At 66.1% G+C, this 16,047-nt stretch carries 12 protein-coding genes; 7 read left to right on the top strand and 5 right to left on the bottom strand.

What is annotated here, in order from left to right:
• Positions 1-41: 41 nt before the first annotated feature.
• The 3 genes from IAE24_RS06690 to IAE24_RS06680 form a co-directional block, all read right to left on the bottom strand.
• Positions 42-719, bottom strand: coding sequence for a phosphoglycolate phosphatase (locus IAE24_RS06690; protein WP_043820118.1), 678 nt, complete (start codon positions 717-719; stop codon positions 42-44).
• Positions 720-906: 187 nt separating this feature from the next.
• Positions 907-2,643: a methyl-accepting chemotaxis protein gene (locus tag IAE24_RS06685; protein WP_199960454.1), complete on the bottom strand. Its 1,737-nt coding sequence runs from the start codon at positions 2,641-2,643 to the stop codon at positions 907-909.
• A gap of 71 nt (positions 2,644-2,714) precedes the next feature.
• Positions 2,715-3,191, bottom strand: coding sequence for a chemotaxis protein CheW (locus tag IAE24_RS06680; protein ID WP_099734960.1), 477 nt, complete (start codon positions 3,189-3,191; stop codon positions 2,715-2,717).
• A gap of 332 nt (positions 3,192-3,523) precedes the next feature.
• Between IAE24_RS06680 and IAE24_RS06675 the strand changes: the two genes are divergently transcribed.
• From IAE24_RS06675 to IAE24_RS06650, 6 genes are all read left to right on the top strand, one after another.
• Positions 3,524-5,221: a methyl-accepting chemotaxis protein gene (locus IAE24_RS06675; RefSeq protein ID WP_199960455.1), complete on the top strand. Its 1,698-nt coding sequence runs from the start codon at positions 3,524-3,526 to the stop codon at positions 5,219-5,221.
• Between the two features lie 74 nt (positions 5,222-5,295).
• Positions 5,296-6,531, top strand: a complete 1,236-nt coding sequence (locus tag IAE24_RS06670) for an HD-GYP domain-containing protein (RefSeq protein ID WP_199960456.1) — start codon at positions 5,296-5,298, stop codon at positions 6,529-6,531.
• Positions 6,532-6,799: 268 nt separating this feature from the next.
• Positions 6,800-7,171 carry a response regulator transcription factor gene (locus tag IAE24_RS06665; RefSeq protein WP_199960457.1) on the top strand — a complete coding sequence of 124 codons (372 nt, stop codon included), beginning with the start codon at positions 6,800-6,802 and terminating at the stop codon, positions 7,169-7,171.
• Complete coding sequence (locus IAE24_RS06660; protein WP_096914588.1) at positions 7,171-7,935, top strand: HD-GYP domain-containing protein; 765 nt, start codon at positions 7,171-7,173, stop codon at positions 7,933-7,935. Before IAE24_RS06665 ends, IAE24_RS06660 begins: the two co-directional genes overlap by 1 nt.
• Before the next feature lie 9 nt (positions 7,936-7,944).
• Complete coding sequence (locus IAE24_RS06655; RefSeq protein ID WP_199960458.1) at positions 7,945-8,784, top strand: substrate-binding periplasmic protein; 840 nt, start codon at positions 7,945-7,947, stop codon at positions 8,782-8,784.
• 25 nt (positions 8,785-8,809) lie between these two features.
• Positions 8,810-11,335 carry a sensor histidine kinase gene (locus IAE24_RS06650; protein WP_199960459.1) on the top strand — a complete coding sequence of 842 codons (2,526 nt, stop codon included), beginning with the start codon at positions 8,810-8,812 and terminating at the stop codon, positions 11,333-11,335.
• A 32-nt stretch (positions 11,336-11,367) separates the two neighbouring features.
• On the opposite strand, the gene IAE24_RS06645 is transcribed toward IAE24_RS06650, so the two are convergent.
• Positions 11,368-13,971, bottom strand: a complete 2,604-nt coding sequence (locus tag IAE24_RS06645) for a putative bifunctional diguanylate cyclase/phosphodiesterase (RefSeq protein ID WP_043820100.1) — start codon at positions 13,969-13,971, stop codon at positions 11,368-11,370.
• Positions 13,972-14,214: 243 nt separating this feature from the next.
• Entirely contained in the window at positions 14,215-15,129 is a 915-nt protein-coding gene (locus IAE24_RS06640) for a LysR substrate-binding domain-containing protein (RefSeq protein ID WP_199960460.1), read from the bottom strand.
• A 162-nt stretch (positions 15,130-15,291) separates the two neighbouring features.
• On the opposite strand from IAE24_RS06640, the gene IAE24_RS06635 reads away from it, so the two are divergent.
• Positions 15,292-16,041, top strand: coding sequence for an SDR family NAD(P)-dependent oxidoreductase (locus IAE24_RS06635; protein ID WP_013804706.1), 750 nt, complete (start codon positions 15,292-15,294; stop codon positions 16,039-16,041).
• Positions 16,042-16,047 lie beyond the last annotated feature (6 nt).

The following is a 16,047-nucleotide window of genomic DNA, read 5'->3' as shown; positions in this document are numbered from 1 at the left end:
CAAATCCCATTCTTTTTCCAAAAAACCTGGAACTGTGCGAATCAGGCCAGTTCGGTCAGCGCATCGACAAAGCCGTCGGCATCGACCTGGCGCACGGGCTGGCCGTGGTTGTAGCCGTAGCTGACCAGCACCACGGGGCAGCCCGCGGCGCGCGCGGCCTGGGCGTCGTTGCTGGAGTCACCCAGCATCAGCGTGCGCGCGGGGGAGGTGCCCAGGGCCTCGCAGGTCTTGAGCAGGGGCAGAGGGTCGGGCTTCTTGCGCTCGAAGGAATCGCCGCCGAAGACCTGCTCGAACAGCGGCGCCAGGCCTTTTTGTGCCAGCAGCGGCTGTGCGAAGGACAGCGGCTTGTTGGTCAGGCAGGCCAGCCGCAGGCCGCGCGCGCGCAGGGCCTGCAGGCCTTCGAGCACGCCCGGATAGACCTCGGCGAACTGGCCGTTGAGCTGCAGGTAGTGGTGCTCGTAGCGCTGCCAGGCCTGGCCGTAGATGGCATCCACATCGGCCGCGCCCACATGGGCCAGCACCGAGCGGATCAGGTGCTCCGAGCCCTTGCCCACCATGTTCTCGATGGCCTGCGGGGCGATGGCCGGCAGCTGCAGATCCGCCAGCATGCGGTTGAGGGCTTCGGCGAAGTCGCCCAGGGTGTTGACCATGGTGCCGTCGAGATCAACGATGGCGGCGTCCAGCTGCTGTGGGTTCAACGGAATGAAGTTTGAAATCATGAAATGGGGGTGTCGAAAGCCGGGGGCTGCCTGCGCAGGAACAGCGTTGAAAATATCAGAACTTGCGCGGGCCCTGGGACTAGGGCCTTGCGTCCCCTGGCAGACCCCGCATGGCCGTGGCCCCGTATCCCGGTGTACCGCGATGCGGTCCGACGAATGCCAGGGCCGCACGCAAGGGGGAGGTTGATCAGAACGACACCCAGTCGTCCTGCTCCTGCGCTTGCTTGTGCACGGGCTGCATAGGCTGTACGGCGCGGGCAGCCTGGCGTGCGGGGAGTGCCGCTGTCGCGGGTGCCGGCTTGCGCGCCCGCACCGTCGGTTGCGGGAGCGGCGGGGTGGGGGAAAGCTGCGCCGCATGGCCTCCCAGCTGGAAGATCGACACGGCCTGCACCAGCTGCTGTGCCTGCGTTCTGAGGCTGGCCGCTGCCGCCGCACTTTCCTCCACCAGCGCCGCATTTTGCTGCGTTACCTGGTCCATCTGGCTGACGGCCTTGCCGACCTGCGCTACCCCCGCGCTTTGCTCATCACTGGCGCTGCTGATCTCACCCATGAGATCTGTCACGCGCTGGATGGAATGCAGCACTTCCGCCATGGTGGCTCCGGCTTGGTCAGCCAGCTCGGTACCCTGTTTGACGCGTGTGGCGCTGGTGGCGATGAGCTGCTTGATTTCCCGAGCTGCCTGCGCGCTGCGCTGCGCCAGGTTGCGCACCTCACCGGCCACCACGGCAAAGCCTTTTCCCTGCTCGCCCGCGCGGGCCGCCTCGACCGCGGCGTTGAGCGCCAGGATGTTGGTCTGGAACGCGATGCCGTCGATCACGCCCACGATTTCGCCGATCTGGCGCGAGCTTTCGCTGATGTCCTGCATCGCATTGACGACCTCCTGCACGGAGCCACCGCCCTTGGTGGCCACCTGGCTTGCTCCCAAGGCGAGTTGATTGACCTGCCTGGCGTTGTCCGCGTTTTGCTTGACGGTGGTCGACAGCTGCTCCATCGACGCTGCAGTCTCCTGCAAGGCACTGGCCTGCTGTTCGGTGCGCTGGCTCAAGTCGGCATTGCCATTGGCGATTTCCGTGCTGCCGCCGGCGACCCCGTCGGCATTGTTGCGAACTTCATGGACGACAGAGACCAGACTCTTGAGCATGGCATTGAGCGATGCCTGGACGCTGCCTTCAGGGGCTTGGTGGCGAAGCAATTCAGGGCTGAGATTGCCCTGGGCAATCTGTTGCGCAACGTCACCCAGTTGTGCCGGCTCCGCACCCAGGGCGCGCGTCAGGCCGCGTGCTATCAGTTGCCCCATCAGCACAGCCAGGACAAAGGCCATGACGCTGGCGGCGATCAGTATGTTTCTGCGGTGCGCGTAGGCCTGCGCGGCCTCCTCGATCATCTGCTGTGAACGCAGGCGGGTCAGTTCACTGTACTGGCGGGTGGCCTCGATCAGCTGCGCCAACAAGGGCCGGCACTCTTCGTTCATCTTGCGGATCGCTGCCTCCTTCTGGTTTTGCAGAGCCAGGGACACGATGTCGGTAGCGACCGGTCCATAGCGTTGCTCCACGCCCGCAATTTTGGCAACCAGATCACGTGCATCGGCCGCAACATCCTTCGAAGCCATTTTGGCCTGGAGTTCGGCCAGCGAGGCGTTGACGTCGGTGTGCGCGGAGGTCACGGCATCCTTCTCCGCCGCCAGGTCTGCAGGCGAGGTCACCAGCACCAGGTTGCGCGCCGCGATCGCCCGGCGGTCCACGGCTGTGCGAACCCTCTCTGCCAGGTGTGCACGGGCGTTGACGCCTTCGACGAAGCGCACAAGATTCTGATTTGCCTCGCTCAACGCCTGAAGGGCCAGCAGGGACACCACCATGGTGACAAGCGCCAGGCAAGTGAAGGCCGCGGAAAGTTTGGTCTTGACAGTCCAGAAGCGAGGATTCATGACACGTCTCCAGTGGGATGGGCAAATTGCGGTGTACGGGCGGGGAAAAGGGGCGTGCCGGAGCACATGGCTCAGCTCGCAGCGCAGTCGGGCAGGGCTGCCGTGGCCGTCGCCAGGAGCTTGTCGGCATCGATCAGCAGCAGCGAGCGCTCATTGAGCACGCCCAGGGCGAGAAGGCAGTCATTGACGAGGCCCCCGCCCATGGCGGGCACGGCGCGCAGGTCCTGCGGCATGAGCGTCACCACGTCGGTGACCCCCTCCACCACCATGCCCGTCACTCCGCCGGGCAGGCGCAGCATGATGGTCACGGTGCAAGCGTCGTACGGCTTGGGCGCAAGGCCCAGCCTGAGCCGCAGATCGATGACGGGAATGACCTCTCCGCGCAGTTCCAGCACGCCGTTGAAGTAGGCGGGGCCGTTGGCAATGCGCATGGGCGACTCGTAGGACCGGATCTCCTGCACTTGCAGCAGGTCGATGCCGAACTCCTCATCGTCCACGCGGAAGGAGAGCCATTGCTTGGTGGTGTCGGTCTTCAGTGCATGCGGCATCTTTATCACTCCAATCAAATTTATTTGATGAATTTGATAAAAATTTAACAGAGAGCAAAGAGCAGCACAACTGGTTGTTACATTTCTGGTGGGGCCGATGCCTCGCCGCGCGGGCCAGGCGGAACGCGTCACCAAGCGCTGTTGCACTGTGGCGACGGCTCATCCAGAGAGGTAGAGGACTGGGTGATGGCTCGGGCGCAGCGCATCCCGGAGCAATGGCCCAGTGAAACTGAATTGATAAATTCAATCACTCAAGATGGGCGCAAGCTTGGTAAATTATCAAATAAATCATATTGATCAAAATTACCAACCGCATCCCGGGAGCCCCCACCATGTTCCTCCGCCTTCTGTCCATCCGCACACGGCTCATCGTTGCCTTCACCCTGCTCCTGCTGCTGCTCAGCACGGTGGCGGCCATCGGCTCCCTGCAGATCGCCCGGGTCCAGTTCAATGCCAACGACCTGGGCACCAACTGGCTGCCTTCCACCAATGTGCTGGCCTCGATCCGGGCCACGGCCAACGCGGCACGCCGCGCGGGGCTGCGCCACGTGATCGAGGAGGACGCGCAAAGGAAGCGCGCCCAGGAGGACCTGCTGCTGCAGGCCCAAAAAACCCTGGAGTCGGAGCTGGCCGTCTATGAAAAGCTGGTGTCCTCGCCTGAGGAGCGGCAGCTGTATGACAGGATGCTGGTGCTGTGGAACGCGGCCCGCGCCGCTGACCGCAAGATGGTGGAGCTGTCCAGCGCAGGGCCCGAGCAGGCAGCCCAGGCACGCGCCCTGGCCACGGGAGCGACCGCTCAGGCATTCGCCCAACTCATGGACGTCGTCGGCCAGGACATCGCGCTGAATCAGGAGGGCGGGCGCAAGGCCACCGAGCAGGCCGAGAAGGACTACCACCTGGCGCTGTACCTGCTCGGCGGCCTGGCCGCCCTGGCCGTGGTCTTGGGCGCCGTGCTGGCCTGGGCGATCACGCGTTCGATCACCGAGCCCCTGCGCATGGCGGTCTCGGTGGTGGACACCGTGGCGCACGGCGACCTCACGGCCAACATCGTGGTGCAGGGCAGGGACGAGCCAGCCCAGTTGCTCTCCGCCATGAGCAGCATGAACGACAAGCTGCGCGAAATCATGGGCCGTGTACGCCAGAGCAGCGACTCCATTGCCACGGGATCGAGCGAGATCGCCTCTGGCAGCCTGGACCTGAGCCAGCGCACCGAGCAGCAGGCCAGCAACCTTGAGGAAACGGCTGCCTCGATGGAGGAACTCACGGCCACGGTGCGCACGAATGCAGACACGGCCCAGCAGGCCAACAAGGTGGCCTCGGCCGCCTCGGCCTCCGCTGTCGAGGGGGGCAAGTCCGTGGCCCTGGTGGTGCATACCATGCAGGACATCTCGGAGGCCTCGCGCAAGATTGCCGAGATCACGAACGTCATCGACGCCATTGCCTTCCAGACCAATATCCTGGCGCTCAACGCAGCCGTGGAGGCCGCGCGGGCCGGCGAGCAGGGCCGGGGCTTCGCGGTGGTCGCCAGCGAGGTGCGCGCGCTGGCCCAGCGCTCGGGCACGGCGGCCAAGGAGATCAAGGAGCTGATCGGCGCCAACCTGCAAAAGGTCGAGCAGGGCACCGAGGTGGCGACCCGGGCCGGCGAGCAGATGGGTCGCATCGTGGAGCAGGTGCGCAGCGTGGACACCATGATCAGCGAGATCTCCAGCGCATCGGCCGAGCAGGCGGTGGGCATCCGTCAGGTCGGCGAGGCGGTGAGCCAGCTCGACCAGATGACGCAGCAAAACGCGGCGCTGGTCGAGCAAAGCTCGGCCGCTGCAGGCAGCCTGGAGCAGCAGGCCGCCGCCCTGGCGCAGATCGTCTCCACCTTCAAGATGCATCCCGAGCACGGCGCAAGCCAGCCTGGCGGGCCGCGCGCCGCGACTGCCCAGGCCATGGCCCCCAGGCAAGCGCAGCCCTCCAGGCCGCCACGCCTGTCGCCTGCCCGTGCGCAGCCGCAGATCAAGGATGAGGAATGGGCGGCCTTCTGACCTGGATTCGTACAGAAGCAGGCAAAAGGCGGCAAGATGGTGCATCCATGTGAACCGTTGCGGGGTCCGAGTTCATGATCAAGCGCATCAGCGTGCGCCAGTTGCGGCTGGGCATGTTTCTGGAAAGCCTCTGCGGCAGCTGGATGGAACACCCGTTCTGGCGCAGCCGCTTCAAGCTGGAAGACCCTGCCGACCTGGCGAGGATCCTGCAGTCCCCCATCCAGGAAGTGTGGATCGATACCGCCAAGGGCCTGGATGTTGCGCAAGGCGGGCCGTCTTTCACCCGCGAGCAGGTGGACACCGTGATCGACGCCCAACTGTCCGAGATCTCGCAGCTGGCCGAGTTGGAATGCGAGCTGCGGCCCGTTGCCTTCGAGGAGGAGGTGAAGCGGGCCGCCCGCATCTGCCACCAGTCCAGGCAGGCGATCACCGCCATGTTCCGCGAGGTGCGCATGGGCAGGGAGATCAACCAGGACGAGGCCCGCTCCGTGGTCGCCGAGGTGTCCGATTCGATCATCCGCAATCCCAGCGCCATGATCAGCATCGTCAGGCTCAAGACCAGCGACGACTACACCTACATGCACTCGGTGGCGGTCTGCGCCTTGATGATCGTGCTGGCACGCCAACTCGACCTGCCACCGCAGCAGGTGCGCGAGGCGGGCTATGCGGGCCTGCTGCACGATATCGGAAAGATGGCGATCCCCGCCCCCATCCTGAACAAGCCGGGGCGCCTGACCGACAGGGAGTTTGCCGAGGTCCGTGAGCATCCGGCGCGAGGCCTGGAGTTGCTCAAGGCCGGTGGCGTCGATGACCCGGTCGTGCTGGACGTCTGCCTTCACCACCACGAGAAGGTGGATGGCACGGGCTACCCCCACAGGCTGCGCGGCGAGGACATCAGCCTGTTCGCGAAGATGGGCGCGGTCTGCGATGTCTACGACGCCATCACCTCGGACCGCCCCTACAAGCGCGGCTGGGATCCTGCGGAGGCGGTGCACAAGATGGCCGAATGGAGTGCCGGCCACTTCGACAAGACCGTTTTCCAGGCCTTCGTCAAAAGCATAGGCATCTATCCGGTGGGCTCCCTGGTGCGGCTGACCACGGGCAGGCTGGGGGTGGTGGTCGACCCTGGCCGCCAGTCCCTGACCTGTCCGCAGGTCAAGGTGTTCTATTCCACGGCCAGCGGCATGCGGATGGCACCGGAGACGGTTGACCTGGCCCGGCCTGGGTGCACGGAGAAGATCGTCAGCCGGGAAGACCCTGCGAAATGGGGCTTCACCGACCTCGATGCACTGTGGAAGGACGAGGCCTAGGAACGGGCCCTTCGCACAGGCGCAGCGGCAGGTCTGCGACGAACCTGCCCCAGGGCTGCCACCTGCCCGGCTGGCGGCTCAGTTGCGCCTTCTGCCGCCCCAAGCGTTTTGCCTGCCTGCGACTTGTCGCGATCGTGCATGGGTCGCGCCCATCGGAGCACCTTGCCCGGCACGGATCTGATAGAAAAATTCAATAAAATTTGATGAAATTGATATTTATGATTCACATGTCGGATCAAATTTCCGTTTCGGCATGAAAGATCTCCCCATGCAAAAAATACTCATCGTCGAAGACCATGCAGACATCCGCAAGCTGCTGCGCATGACGCTGGAACTCCGTGACTTCGAAGTCGTAGAGGCTTGTGACGGCGATGAAGCCTGGACGATGGCCCAGAGGCTCAGGCCCGACATCGTCCTGCTCGACATCATGATGCCGGGCACCATCAATGGCCTGGAGGTTTGCAGCCGCATCAAGAGCTCCTACGAGCTGCTGCATACGCTGGTCATCCTGCTGACGGCCCGGGGCAGCGCCGAAGACCGCAAGGCGGGCATCCTCGCCGGAGCCGACGAATACCTGGTCAAGCCCTTCAGCACATTGAAGCTGCTGGAGACGATCGAAAGCCTGCAGAGGATCGCCTGATGGCCCAGTACCAGACCGGCACCCCGAGGGAGCCATCGCGACGTTTCGATCCTGCGGCCGTGGAGCAGATGGAGCTGCTCATCCAGGACTTCGGCCGCATGTACCGCGAGCGCAACGACCTTCTCAAGGAAGTGACACGTGCCCACCACGAGACCCTGCTGCGCCTGGCCATGGCCGCAGAGCTCAAGGATGACGATACCGGCTCGCACATCGTCCGCATCGGCTACCTGTCGGAGGCCCTGGCCCTGCGCCTGGGCTGCCGCATCGAATTCGCCAGCCTGCTGCGCAAGGCGGCCCCGATGCATGACATAGGCAAGGTCGGCATTCCGGACACCATCCTCAAGAAGGAGGGCCCGCTGGGTCCCGAGGAGCGCCTCGTCATGAACCGGCATGCCGAGATCGGCGCACGCCTGCTGGGCCAGTCACGCATCCCCGTGTTCCAGATGGCCGCCGAGATCGCCGCAAGCCACCATGAACGCTTCGACGGCAAGGGCTATCCGCAGGGATTGGCAGGCGAAGAAATCCCGCTGTCGGCTCGTATCACGTCCATCGTCGATATCTTCGACGCGCTCACCATGGACCGGGTGTACCGGCCGGCGTTCGGGCGGGAGCAGGCCCTGGAGATGATCGCGGCGGAACGGGGAAAGGCCCTGGATCCCGGAATCGTCGACGCTTTCATGGACAACATCGAAGAGCTCGATGCGCTGCGCCTGGCGCTGACCCGGCAGGCTCCGTCCTTCACCGAACTGATCGACACACCCTGAAAGCCCGCCATGCGCCCATCATCGACCTGTTTCGGCGCACCGCCTCAGCGGCGCGTGCTGGCCCGTCTGGCAGCCGCTGCCGGATTGCTGCTGTGTCTGGTGCCATGGTCCGGCTCTGCCGCAGCTGGCGAGGTGCTGGAGCGGATTGCATCCACGGGCGCCCTGCGTGTGTGCATATGGCCAGACTACTACGGCATCACGTTCCGTGACGCGCGCACAGGCAGGCTGACGGGCATCGATGCGGAGCTCTCGGTGGAGCTGGCCAAGGACCTGGGCGTGCGGGTGCAGTATGTGGACTCCTCCTTTCCCAGGCTGATACCTGACCTGCTGGAGTCGCGCTGCGATGTCGCCATGTTCGCCGTGGGCATTCTTGCCCAGCGCCAAAAGCAGCTGCGCTTCACGCAGCCGTATCTGAGCAGCGACATCTACGGTGTGACCACCAAGAGCAATCAGACCGTGCAATCCTGGGCGGACATCGACCAGCCTGGCGTGCAGGTCGCCGTACAGCGCGGCACCTTCATGGAGCCCGTGATGCGCGAGACGCTCAGGCATGCGCGCCTCGTGCCCACCGAGCCACCCCAGAGCCGGGAAAAAGAACTCATGGCGGGGCGCGTGGACGTGTTCATGACCGACTACCCCTACAGCCGCAGGCTGCTCGACAGCTCCGACTGGGCCCGGCTGATCGCCCCGCCCAAGCCGTTTCATGTAATTCCCTACGGCTACGCGACCAGTCCGGCCGACACCCAGTGGCTCGCTCGCCTGGACCAGTTCGTCTCCGACATCAAGCGCGACGGGCGCCTGACCCGTGCCGCGCGCAACAATGGGTTGAGCGCAATCGTCGCGCCTTGAATACGACCGATGGAGCATTTTCATCATGTCCAAACAAACGGCCGCACATCATTTTCTGGAGGCCAGGCGTAGCGCCCACCTCAAGGTATTGATTCTGACATTTGCTCTGTGCGTGCTGTCAGGTTTGGTGCTCTTTGTCTGGAGTCAGCTGCACGCCGCGGCCGACAAGAGCAAGGCCCAGGCAGCGTTGCTGGCTCGGGTGCTTGAAGATCAGACCGGCAAGACCTTCGAGACCGGCGATGTCGCCCTGGCGAGCCTGGCCCACAATCCGGTCATCCTGTCCGCCGACAGCCCGCGCGCCGCGCGCGAGGCGGCCATGGCGCAAGTGGTCGCCCAACTGCCGGTTCTGCGCAGCATGGCGCTGCTCGATGGCCAGGGCCACATCCTGGCGAGCACGCAGGCGGGCGAAGCCGGCCTGCAGATCGAGGTGCAGCAGTTGCTGCCGGCCAATGCATCGGCTCCGGTCCTGGGCAAGGTGCAACTGGGACGCCTTGTCAGCGGCCGCAGCCTCTCTTCCCTGACATTGGCCCCACATGCAATACCGCGGGGCGTCCACTACCTGCCCCAGATCCTGGCCTTCGAAAACGACAGCGGCGCACCCGCCGTGCTGGTCGGCCTGATCAATCCCGATGCCGTGGCCAACTTCTACCAGGCCACGCTGGAAACCCTCAGCTACGAGGCGGTGCTGCTGAGCTACGACGGCCAACCGCTGGCCAGCACGAACGCAGGCGGGGGCGTACAAGCGGCCTCTGCGCGCAAGACCCCCATCTTCCAGAAATGGCTGCCAGGCAGCGAATTCGGCTCCTACATTGGCGCCGGCCTGCTAGGCCCCCATGAGATCGTGTCCTTTCGCACGGTCCGCAACTGGCCCCTGCTGCTGGTGGTGGAGGAGCCCTACGCGGCGGTGATCGCGCGCTGGCGTGACGATGCCTTCGCCTTCTTCGTTGCCGGACTTGCGCTTCTTGCCCTGGTGCTCGGCCTGAGCGCGTCGGTGCTCAAGACCCGCAGGGTGCAGAAGTCGGCACAGCAGGCCATGGAAAAGGCCCAGGCGCGCATAGCCCGCAGCGAGCATGAGATGGCCGTGCTCATGCGCAGCGTGCAGGAGCTGATCTTCCGCACCGACAGCCACGGCCGGCTGACCTTCGTGAACGCCCGCTGGGAGCAGTGGACCGGGCAACCCAGCGCCGAGGCGGTAGGGCAGCCGCTGGAGGGCATCGTGCATGAAGCCTGCAGGTCCCAGATCCAGGCACTGCTCGACCCCCAGGCCAAGCTGGCCCTGCGCAACTGCCAGGCGCGCTTTCGCCTTCCCGACGAAAGGGAAATACTCTGCGACATCGCCGTGGTTCCCCTGCTGCGCGACGGCCGGCTGGTGGGCTTTGCCGGCAGCGCCGTGGACGTGACCGCCCGCTGGAAGGCCCAGCAGGAACTGCAGACCCAGCTGGCCTTCCAGCACCTGCTGTTCGAGACCACGCCCCTGCCCATGCTGGTCACGAACGCGGGCCAGCGCGTGGCCCTGGTGAACAAGGCCTGGGAAGACTTCTTTGGTAGGTGCCGCTACGCCGTGCTTGGCCATGAGGTCGAGGGCCTGCACTCTGGCGACCATGACCTGCTGCAGATGCACGGCAATGAGGATGTGATGCGTTCAGGCCAGCCCATGGTGCTGGAGGCCCGGCTGCCCCATGTGGACGGCAGCTACCGCGACGTGCAGATCTCCAAGGCGGCAGTCAAGGATGCCCAAGGCCGGATCACCGGCGTGCTCAGCATTTTTGTGGACGTGAGCGAATTCCGCGCGGCCGAGCATGCCATCCACGAAGCCCGCGACGCGGCCGAAGAGGCCTTCCGCGTGAAATCGGAATTCGTGGCCAACATGAGCCACGAGCTGCGCACCCCGCTGCAGTCCATCATGGGCTTTGCCGAGCTGGGCGGCCTGCGCTCTCTCGGCAATGCCGCGATGGCAGACATGTTCAACGACATCCATGCAGCCGGCCAGCGCATGCTGGCCCTGGTCAACGACCTGCTGGACGTGGCCAAGCTGGAAAGCGCCGTGGGAACCATCCACCTGGAACGCACCGACCTCAGAAGCCTGATACGGCCCGTGGTCCGCGAGCTGGAGCCGCAGCAGCAGCACAAGCTCATCGACCTGCGGCTGGAGCTCGACGACACGCCGCTGATCGCCAAGGCCGACCCCGTGCGCTTTCAGCAGGTGGTGCGCAATGTGCTGGCCAATGCCATCAAGTTCTCGCCCATCGGCGGGCGCATCGATGTGCAGGGCCGCATCGACGGACAGGGCGATATCTGCATTGCCATCTCCGACCAGGGACCGGGCATTCCGCCGCAGGAACTGGACAAGATCTTCCAGCCCTTCGTGCAGTCCAGCAAGACCAAGGACGGCTCGGGCGGCACGGGCCTGGGCCTGGCCATCTGCCGCAAGATCATCGACACCATGGATGGCACCGTCGTCGCCAGCAACGGCCCCGCGGGAGGCGCCATGTTCTGCATCACCTTGCCCACCCGCAATGCCATGGAAACCCGTCCAGCCGAGTTGACATAGCCGGCACCGGCACTGGCACCGGGACGCGAAGCTCAGGCCTCGGACGGCATATGCCGCCCATGCGCCAGCCAGTTGTCCCCGGCCTGCCAGCGCGCGGCCCAGGCGGGCAGCTGGTCGGCGGGCATGGGCCGGGCGATGCCGTAGCCCTGGGCCACGTGGCAGCCCATGTCGCGCAGGCGGCGCGCATGCTTGGGCGTTTCCACGCCTTCGGCCACCGATTCGAGCTGGAAGGTGCTGGCCAGCTGGATGACGCCTTCGACGATGCCCAGGTCGTCCGGGTCGGCCAGCATGTCGCGCACGAAGCTCTGGTCGATCTTGAGCGACTGCACGGGCAGCTTGCGCAGGTAGGTGAGCGAGGAGTAGCCGGTGCCGAAGTCGTCCAGCGCAAAGCGTATGCCCAGCTGCCGGCACTGGCCCATCACCTGGATGGCCTGCTCCATGTCGGCAATGGCGGCGCTTTCCAGGATTTCCAGCTCGATCAGGTGCGGCGGCAGGTCCGGGTGGCGGGCCAGCACCTGGGCCATCTTGGCGTGGAAACCGCCGTCCAGCAGCTGGTTGGCGCTGACGTTGATGCTCACGCACAGGTCCAGGCCCTGGCCGAACCAGCGCGCCGCCTGGGCCACGGCCTCGCCGATGACCCAGTCGCCCAGCGGCCGCTCCAGGTCGCTGCCCGCGATGAAGGGCAGGAACTCGCCCGGCGCGCGCAGGCCCTGGCGCGGGTCGTGCCAGCGCAGCAGGGCCTCGGCACCCACCAGCTTGCCGCCGCCCAGCTCCACCTTGGGCTGGTAGTGCAGCAGGAATTCACCCTTCTCCAGCGCCTGGCGCAGCCAGCCCAGCTGCAGGCGGCGCGCATGGGCCTTGCGGTCGTTTTCCGGATCGAACAGCTGGTAGCGGTTGCGCCCGGCCTGCTTGGCCACGCACATGGCCTGGTCGGCATGGCGCAGCAGCAGGTCGGGGTCGGCCTGGTCGTCGGGATAGAGGCTGACGCCCACGCTGGCGGTCACGGACAGCACCCGGTCCTGCACGGGCACGGGGCGGCTGGCAGCCTCCAGCACCCGGTCGAGGATGGTGGAGCAGTGCTCGGCCGAGCCGATGTGCGACAGCAGCAGCACGAACTCGTCGCCGCCGAGCCGGGCCAGCGTGTCCTCGGAGCGCAGCACGCTCTTGAGGTGGGCGGCCACGCCCACCAGCAGCGCATCGCCTGCGGCCGCGCCGTGCAGGTCGTTGATTTCCTTGAAGCCGTCCAGGTCCAGGAAGCACACGGCCAGGGAGCGGCCCTCGCGCGCCGTGCGCAGCATGGCCTGGTTGAGCCGGTCGATCAGCAGGCGGCGGTTGGGCAGGCCGGTGAGCAGGTCGTAGTGGGTGACGCGCTCGAGCTCGGCCTCGTGGGCCTTGATGTGGCTGATGTCGGTGAAGACGCCGATGTAGTGCTCGATCTCGCCACCGGCGCCCTGCGCGGCGGATATGGACAGCATCTCGGCGAAGATCTCGCCCGTCTTGCGGCGGTTCCAGATCTCGCCGTGCCAGAAGCCGTCGCGCGCGATGCAGGCCCAGATCTGCCGGTAGAACTCCGGGCCGTGCAGGCCCGAGGACAGCACGCGCGGCGTCTTGCCGATCACGTCCTCGGGCGCATAGCCGGTGATGCGGGTGAAGGCCGGGTTGACGCGCGTGATGCGCCGCCCCGGATCGACCACCATGATGCCCTGGTGGCTGCTGTCGAACACCACGGCGGCCTGGGCCAGTTCGCGCTCGAAGCGCTTGCGCTCGGTGATGTCCCGGGAGATGCCGAACAGGCCCGCGATGTGGCCTGCGGTGTTGCGCACCGGGCCCTTGGTGACCAGGAGGTCCAGCGTCCTGCCCGGCTCCACCGTCAACTGCTCCTCATGCGTGGCCACCTCCTGGCGCAGCACAGCCTGGTCCTTCCTGCGGATGGCGCTGGCGATGCCGAAGGGAAAGAGCGCGAAGTCGTCCTTGCCCACGATGTCCTCGGCCTGGCGGCCCACCAGGCTGGCGGCGGCCCGGTTGACCAGCAGGTAGCGCCCGCGCAGGTCCTTCACGAAGACGGCGTCCGAGGTGCCCGAGATCACCGAGTCCAGCAATTGCCGCTGCATGTTGGCCTTGCGCAGCGAGCGCTGCAGCGTCTCGGCCAGCACGCTCACGGCCAGGCCGTTGACGGCCACCACGCCCCACTGCGCCCAGTCGCGCACGGCGACGCCGTCGGTCTGGTCCAGGCTGTAGGCGGCAAAGGCCGTGGCCAGCAGGCCCGGCCCCAGGCCGCCGATCAGCGCACTGACCAGCACGGGCAGCATGAACAGCAGCAGCAGCGAGCGTTCACCGAAATGGCTGGCCAGCGTGCTGCTGGCGGCCAGCACGGCCAGGCTCATGGCCAGGGCAAACAGATAGGAGGCCCAGACCGGAAAACGGCGCGGCCCCATTTCCTGGGTGATGGCGGAGGCGCCGCCGCTGTGCGCGGCCGGCACCGAGCACAGCGCGAAGAACAGCAGGAAGTCCGTGGCCAGCACAAAGAACAGCCCTTTGACGACGGAAAGCCAGCCGATATCCGCACTCCCTGCCAATGCGAACAACAGCTTGTCGGACAGAAGGATCCAGCCGAATGCGAACAATCCGTAGCTCACCGTGATCAGTCCGATAAATCGGCGTCTTGCTGATTTGGCCATTTCAGCGTGGCACTCCCTGTGTGTATGGCTGTCCCGAATTATTGCCAATCCCTGCTGGCAATCACGTCGTCATTCACCGAAAACAGGGGCAATAAAACCATTTGCCGCACACTGGCTCATTCATAGAGAAATTGCATCGCAGGTTTTTCGCAATGGGTGCAGGAATATCCGTTCTGCCATTTTTCGGGGCTGGCGGCCAACTCAATCCGGGCTCTGGCGGCAGGGCTGCTGCTCGGTGCGGGCAGCCTCGGCATGCAGCCAGGCCAGGAAGGCCGCCACGGCGGGCCGCCTGGCGTTGCGCGCGGGGTAGACGGCAAAGTGGGCCTTGACGCGCAGGGCCCGGTCCAAGCCGAAGGGGGCCACCAGCCGGCCGTCGGCAATGTGGCCGCCCGCATTCATGGCGCTTTCCAGCGCCACGCCCAGGCCCTGCGTGGCCGCGTCCAGCGACATCTGGGCGCGGTCGAAACGCACGGCAAAGCGCTCTGGCGCGCGCAGCTGCGAGAACGACTGGAACCAGTCCGACCACTGGACGATGCTGACGTTGCTCTGGATCAGCGGCACATGCAGCAACTGCTGCACGCGCTGCAGCCCATGCTCGGCCACGAACGCGGGGCTGGCCAGCGGCAGGATGTGCTCCTCGAACAGGGGCTCCACCTCCAGCTCCGGCCACTGCGCAATGCCGTAGCGGATGTCGATATCGGCCTGGCCTAGCGCGAAGTCGCTGTGCGAATGCGCAGCCGACAGGTTCAGCGCAATGTGCGGGCAGGCCCGTGCGAAGTCCCGCAGCCGGGGCATGAGCCAGAGGCTGGCGATGCTGGGCGCGCAGTGCACGTAGAGGCTGTTGCTCATGCTGTGGCGCAGGTCCTCGGTGGCCGAGACGATGGCCGCCAGCGCCCCGCCCACCCGCTCCAGGTAGGCCTGCCCCGGGCGGCTCAGGCGCACGCCATGCGCGCTGCGCTCGAACAGGCGCACGCCCAGCTGCGCCTCCAGCTTGGCCACCTGGTGGCTGACGGCCGAGGCCGTCAGGTGCAGCTCGGAGGCCGCCAGCGCGAAGCTGCGCCGGCGCGCCACGGCCTCGAAGGCCTGCAGGTGGGCACTGCTGGGAATGGATGCCATGGCAAGTTCCTCGAGGACGCGGGCAGCTCACGGGCAGACCCCGGGAGACCCCGTACGTGAGCTGAAGAACCGTCATCTTAGGCTGATGAAACATCGTTTGTCTTCATGCTCGTGACAGCCCAAGATGGCTGCATCCACCACCACTACAGCGGAGACAGGCACATGCTGCTCAAGGACAGGGTCGCCATCATCACCGGCGGCGCAGGGATCAACGGACTCGGTTTTGCCACGGCGCGCCAGATGGCCGCCCAGGGGGCCCGCGTGGCCATCCTCGACCTGGAGCGGGCCGATCCGGCCGGCGCGGCCGCGCGGCTGGGCGACGGGCACCTGGGGCTGGTGGCCGACGTGACGGACAAGCCCTCGTGCGAGGCGGCGGCCGCCGCCGTGCTGCGCGCCTTCGGGCGCATCGACGCGCTGGTCAACAACGCGGGCATCACGCAGGCCGTGGGCACGCTGGAGATCGGCGGGGCCGACTACGACCGCGTGCTCGACGTGAGCCTGCGCGGCACGCTGTACATGTCCCAGGCCGTGCTGCCGGCCATGCGCAGGCAGCAAGCGGGCGCCATTGTCTGCATCTCTTCCGTCTCGGCCCAGCGCGGCGGCGGCATCTTCGGCGGTCCGCACTACTCGGCCGCCAAGGCCGGCGTGCTGGGCCTGGCCCGCGCCATGGCGCGCGAGTTCGGCGGCGATGGCATACGCATCAACTGCGTCACGCCGGGCCTGATCGAGACGGACATCACGCAGGGCAAGCTCGGCCCCGAACGCAAGCGCGAGATCTCCGCCACGATTCCGCTGGCACGCCTGGGCCGCGCCGACGATGTGGCCGGCGCCTGCGTGTTCCTGGCCAGCGACCTGGCCGGCTATTGCACGGGCATCACGCTCGATGTGAACGGCGGGATGCTCATCCACTGACTGCAT

The sequence above is a fragment of the Delftia sp. S65 genome (genome assembly GCF_016516495.1).
GTDB lineage: Bacteria > Pseudomonadota > Gammaproteobacteria > Burkholderiales > Burkholderiaceae_C > Comamonas > Comamonas acidovorans.
This window is presented reverse-complemented; position numbering and strand designations above follow the sequence as displayed.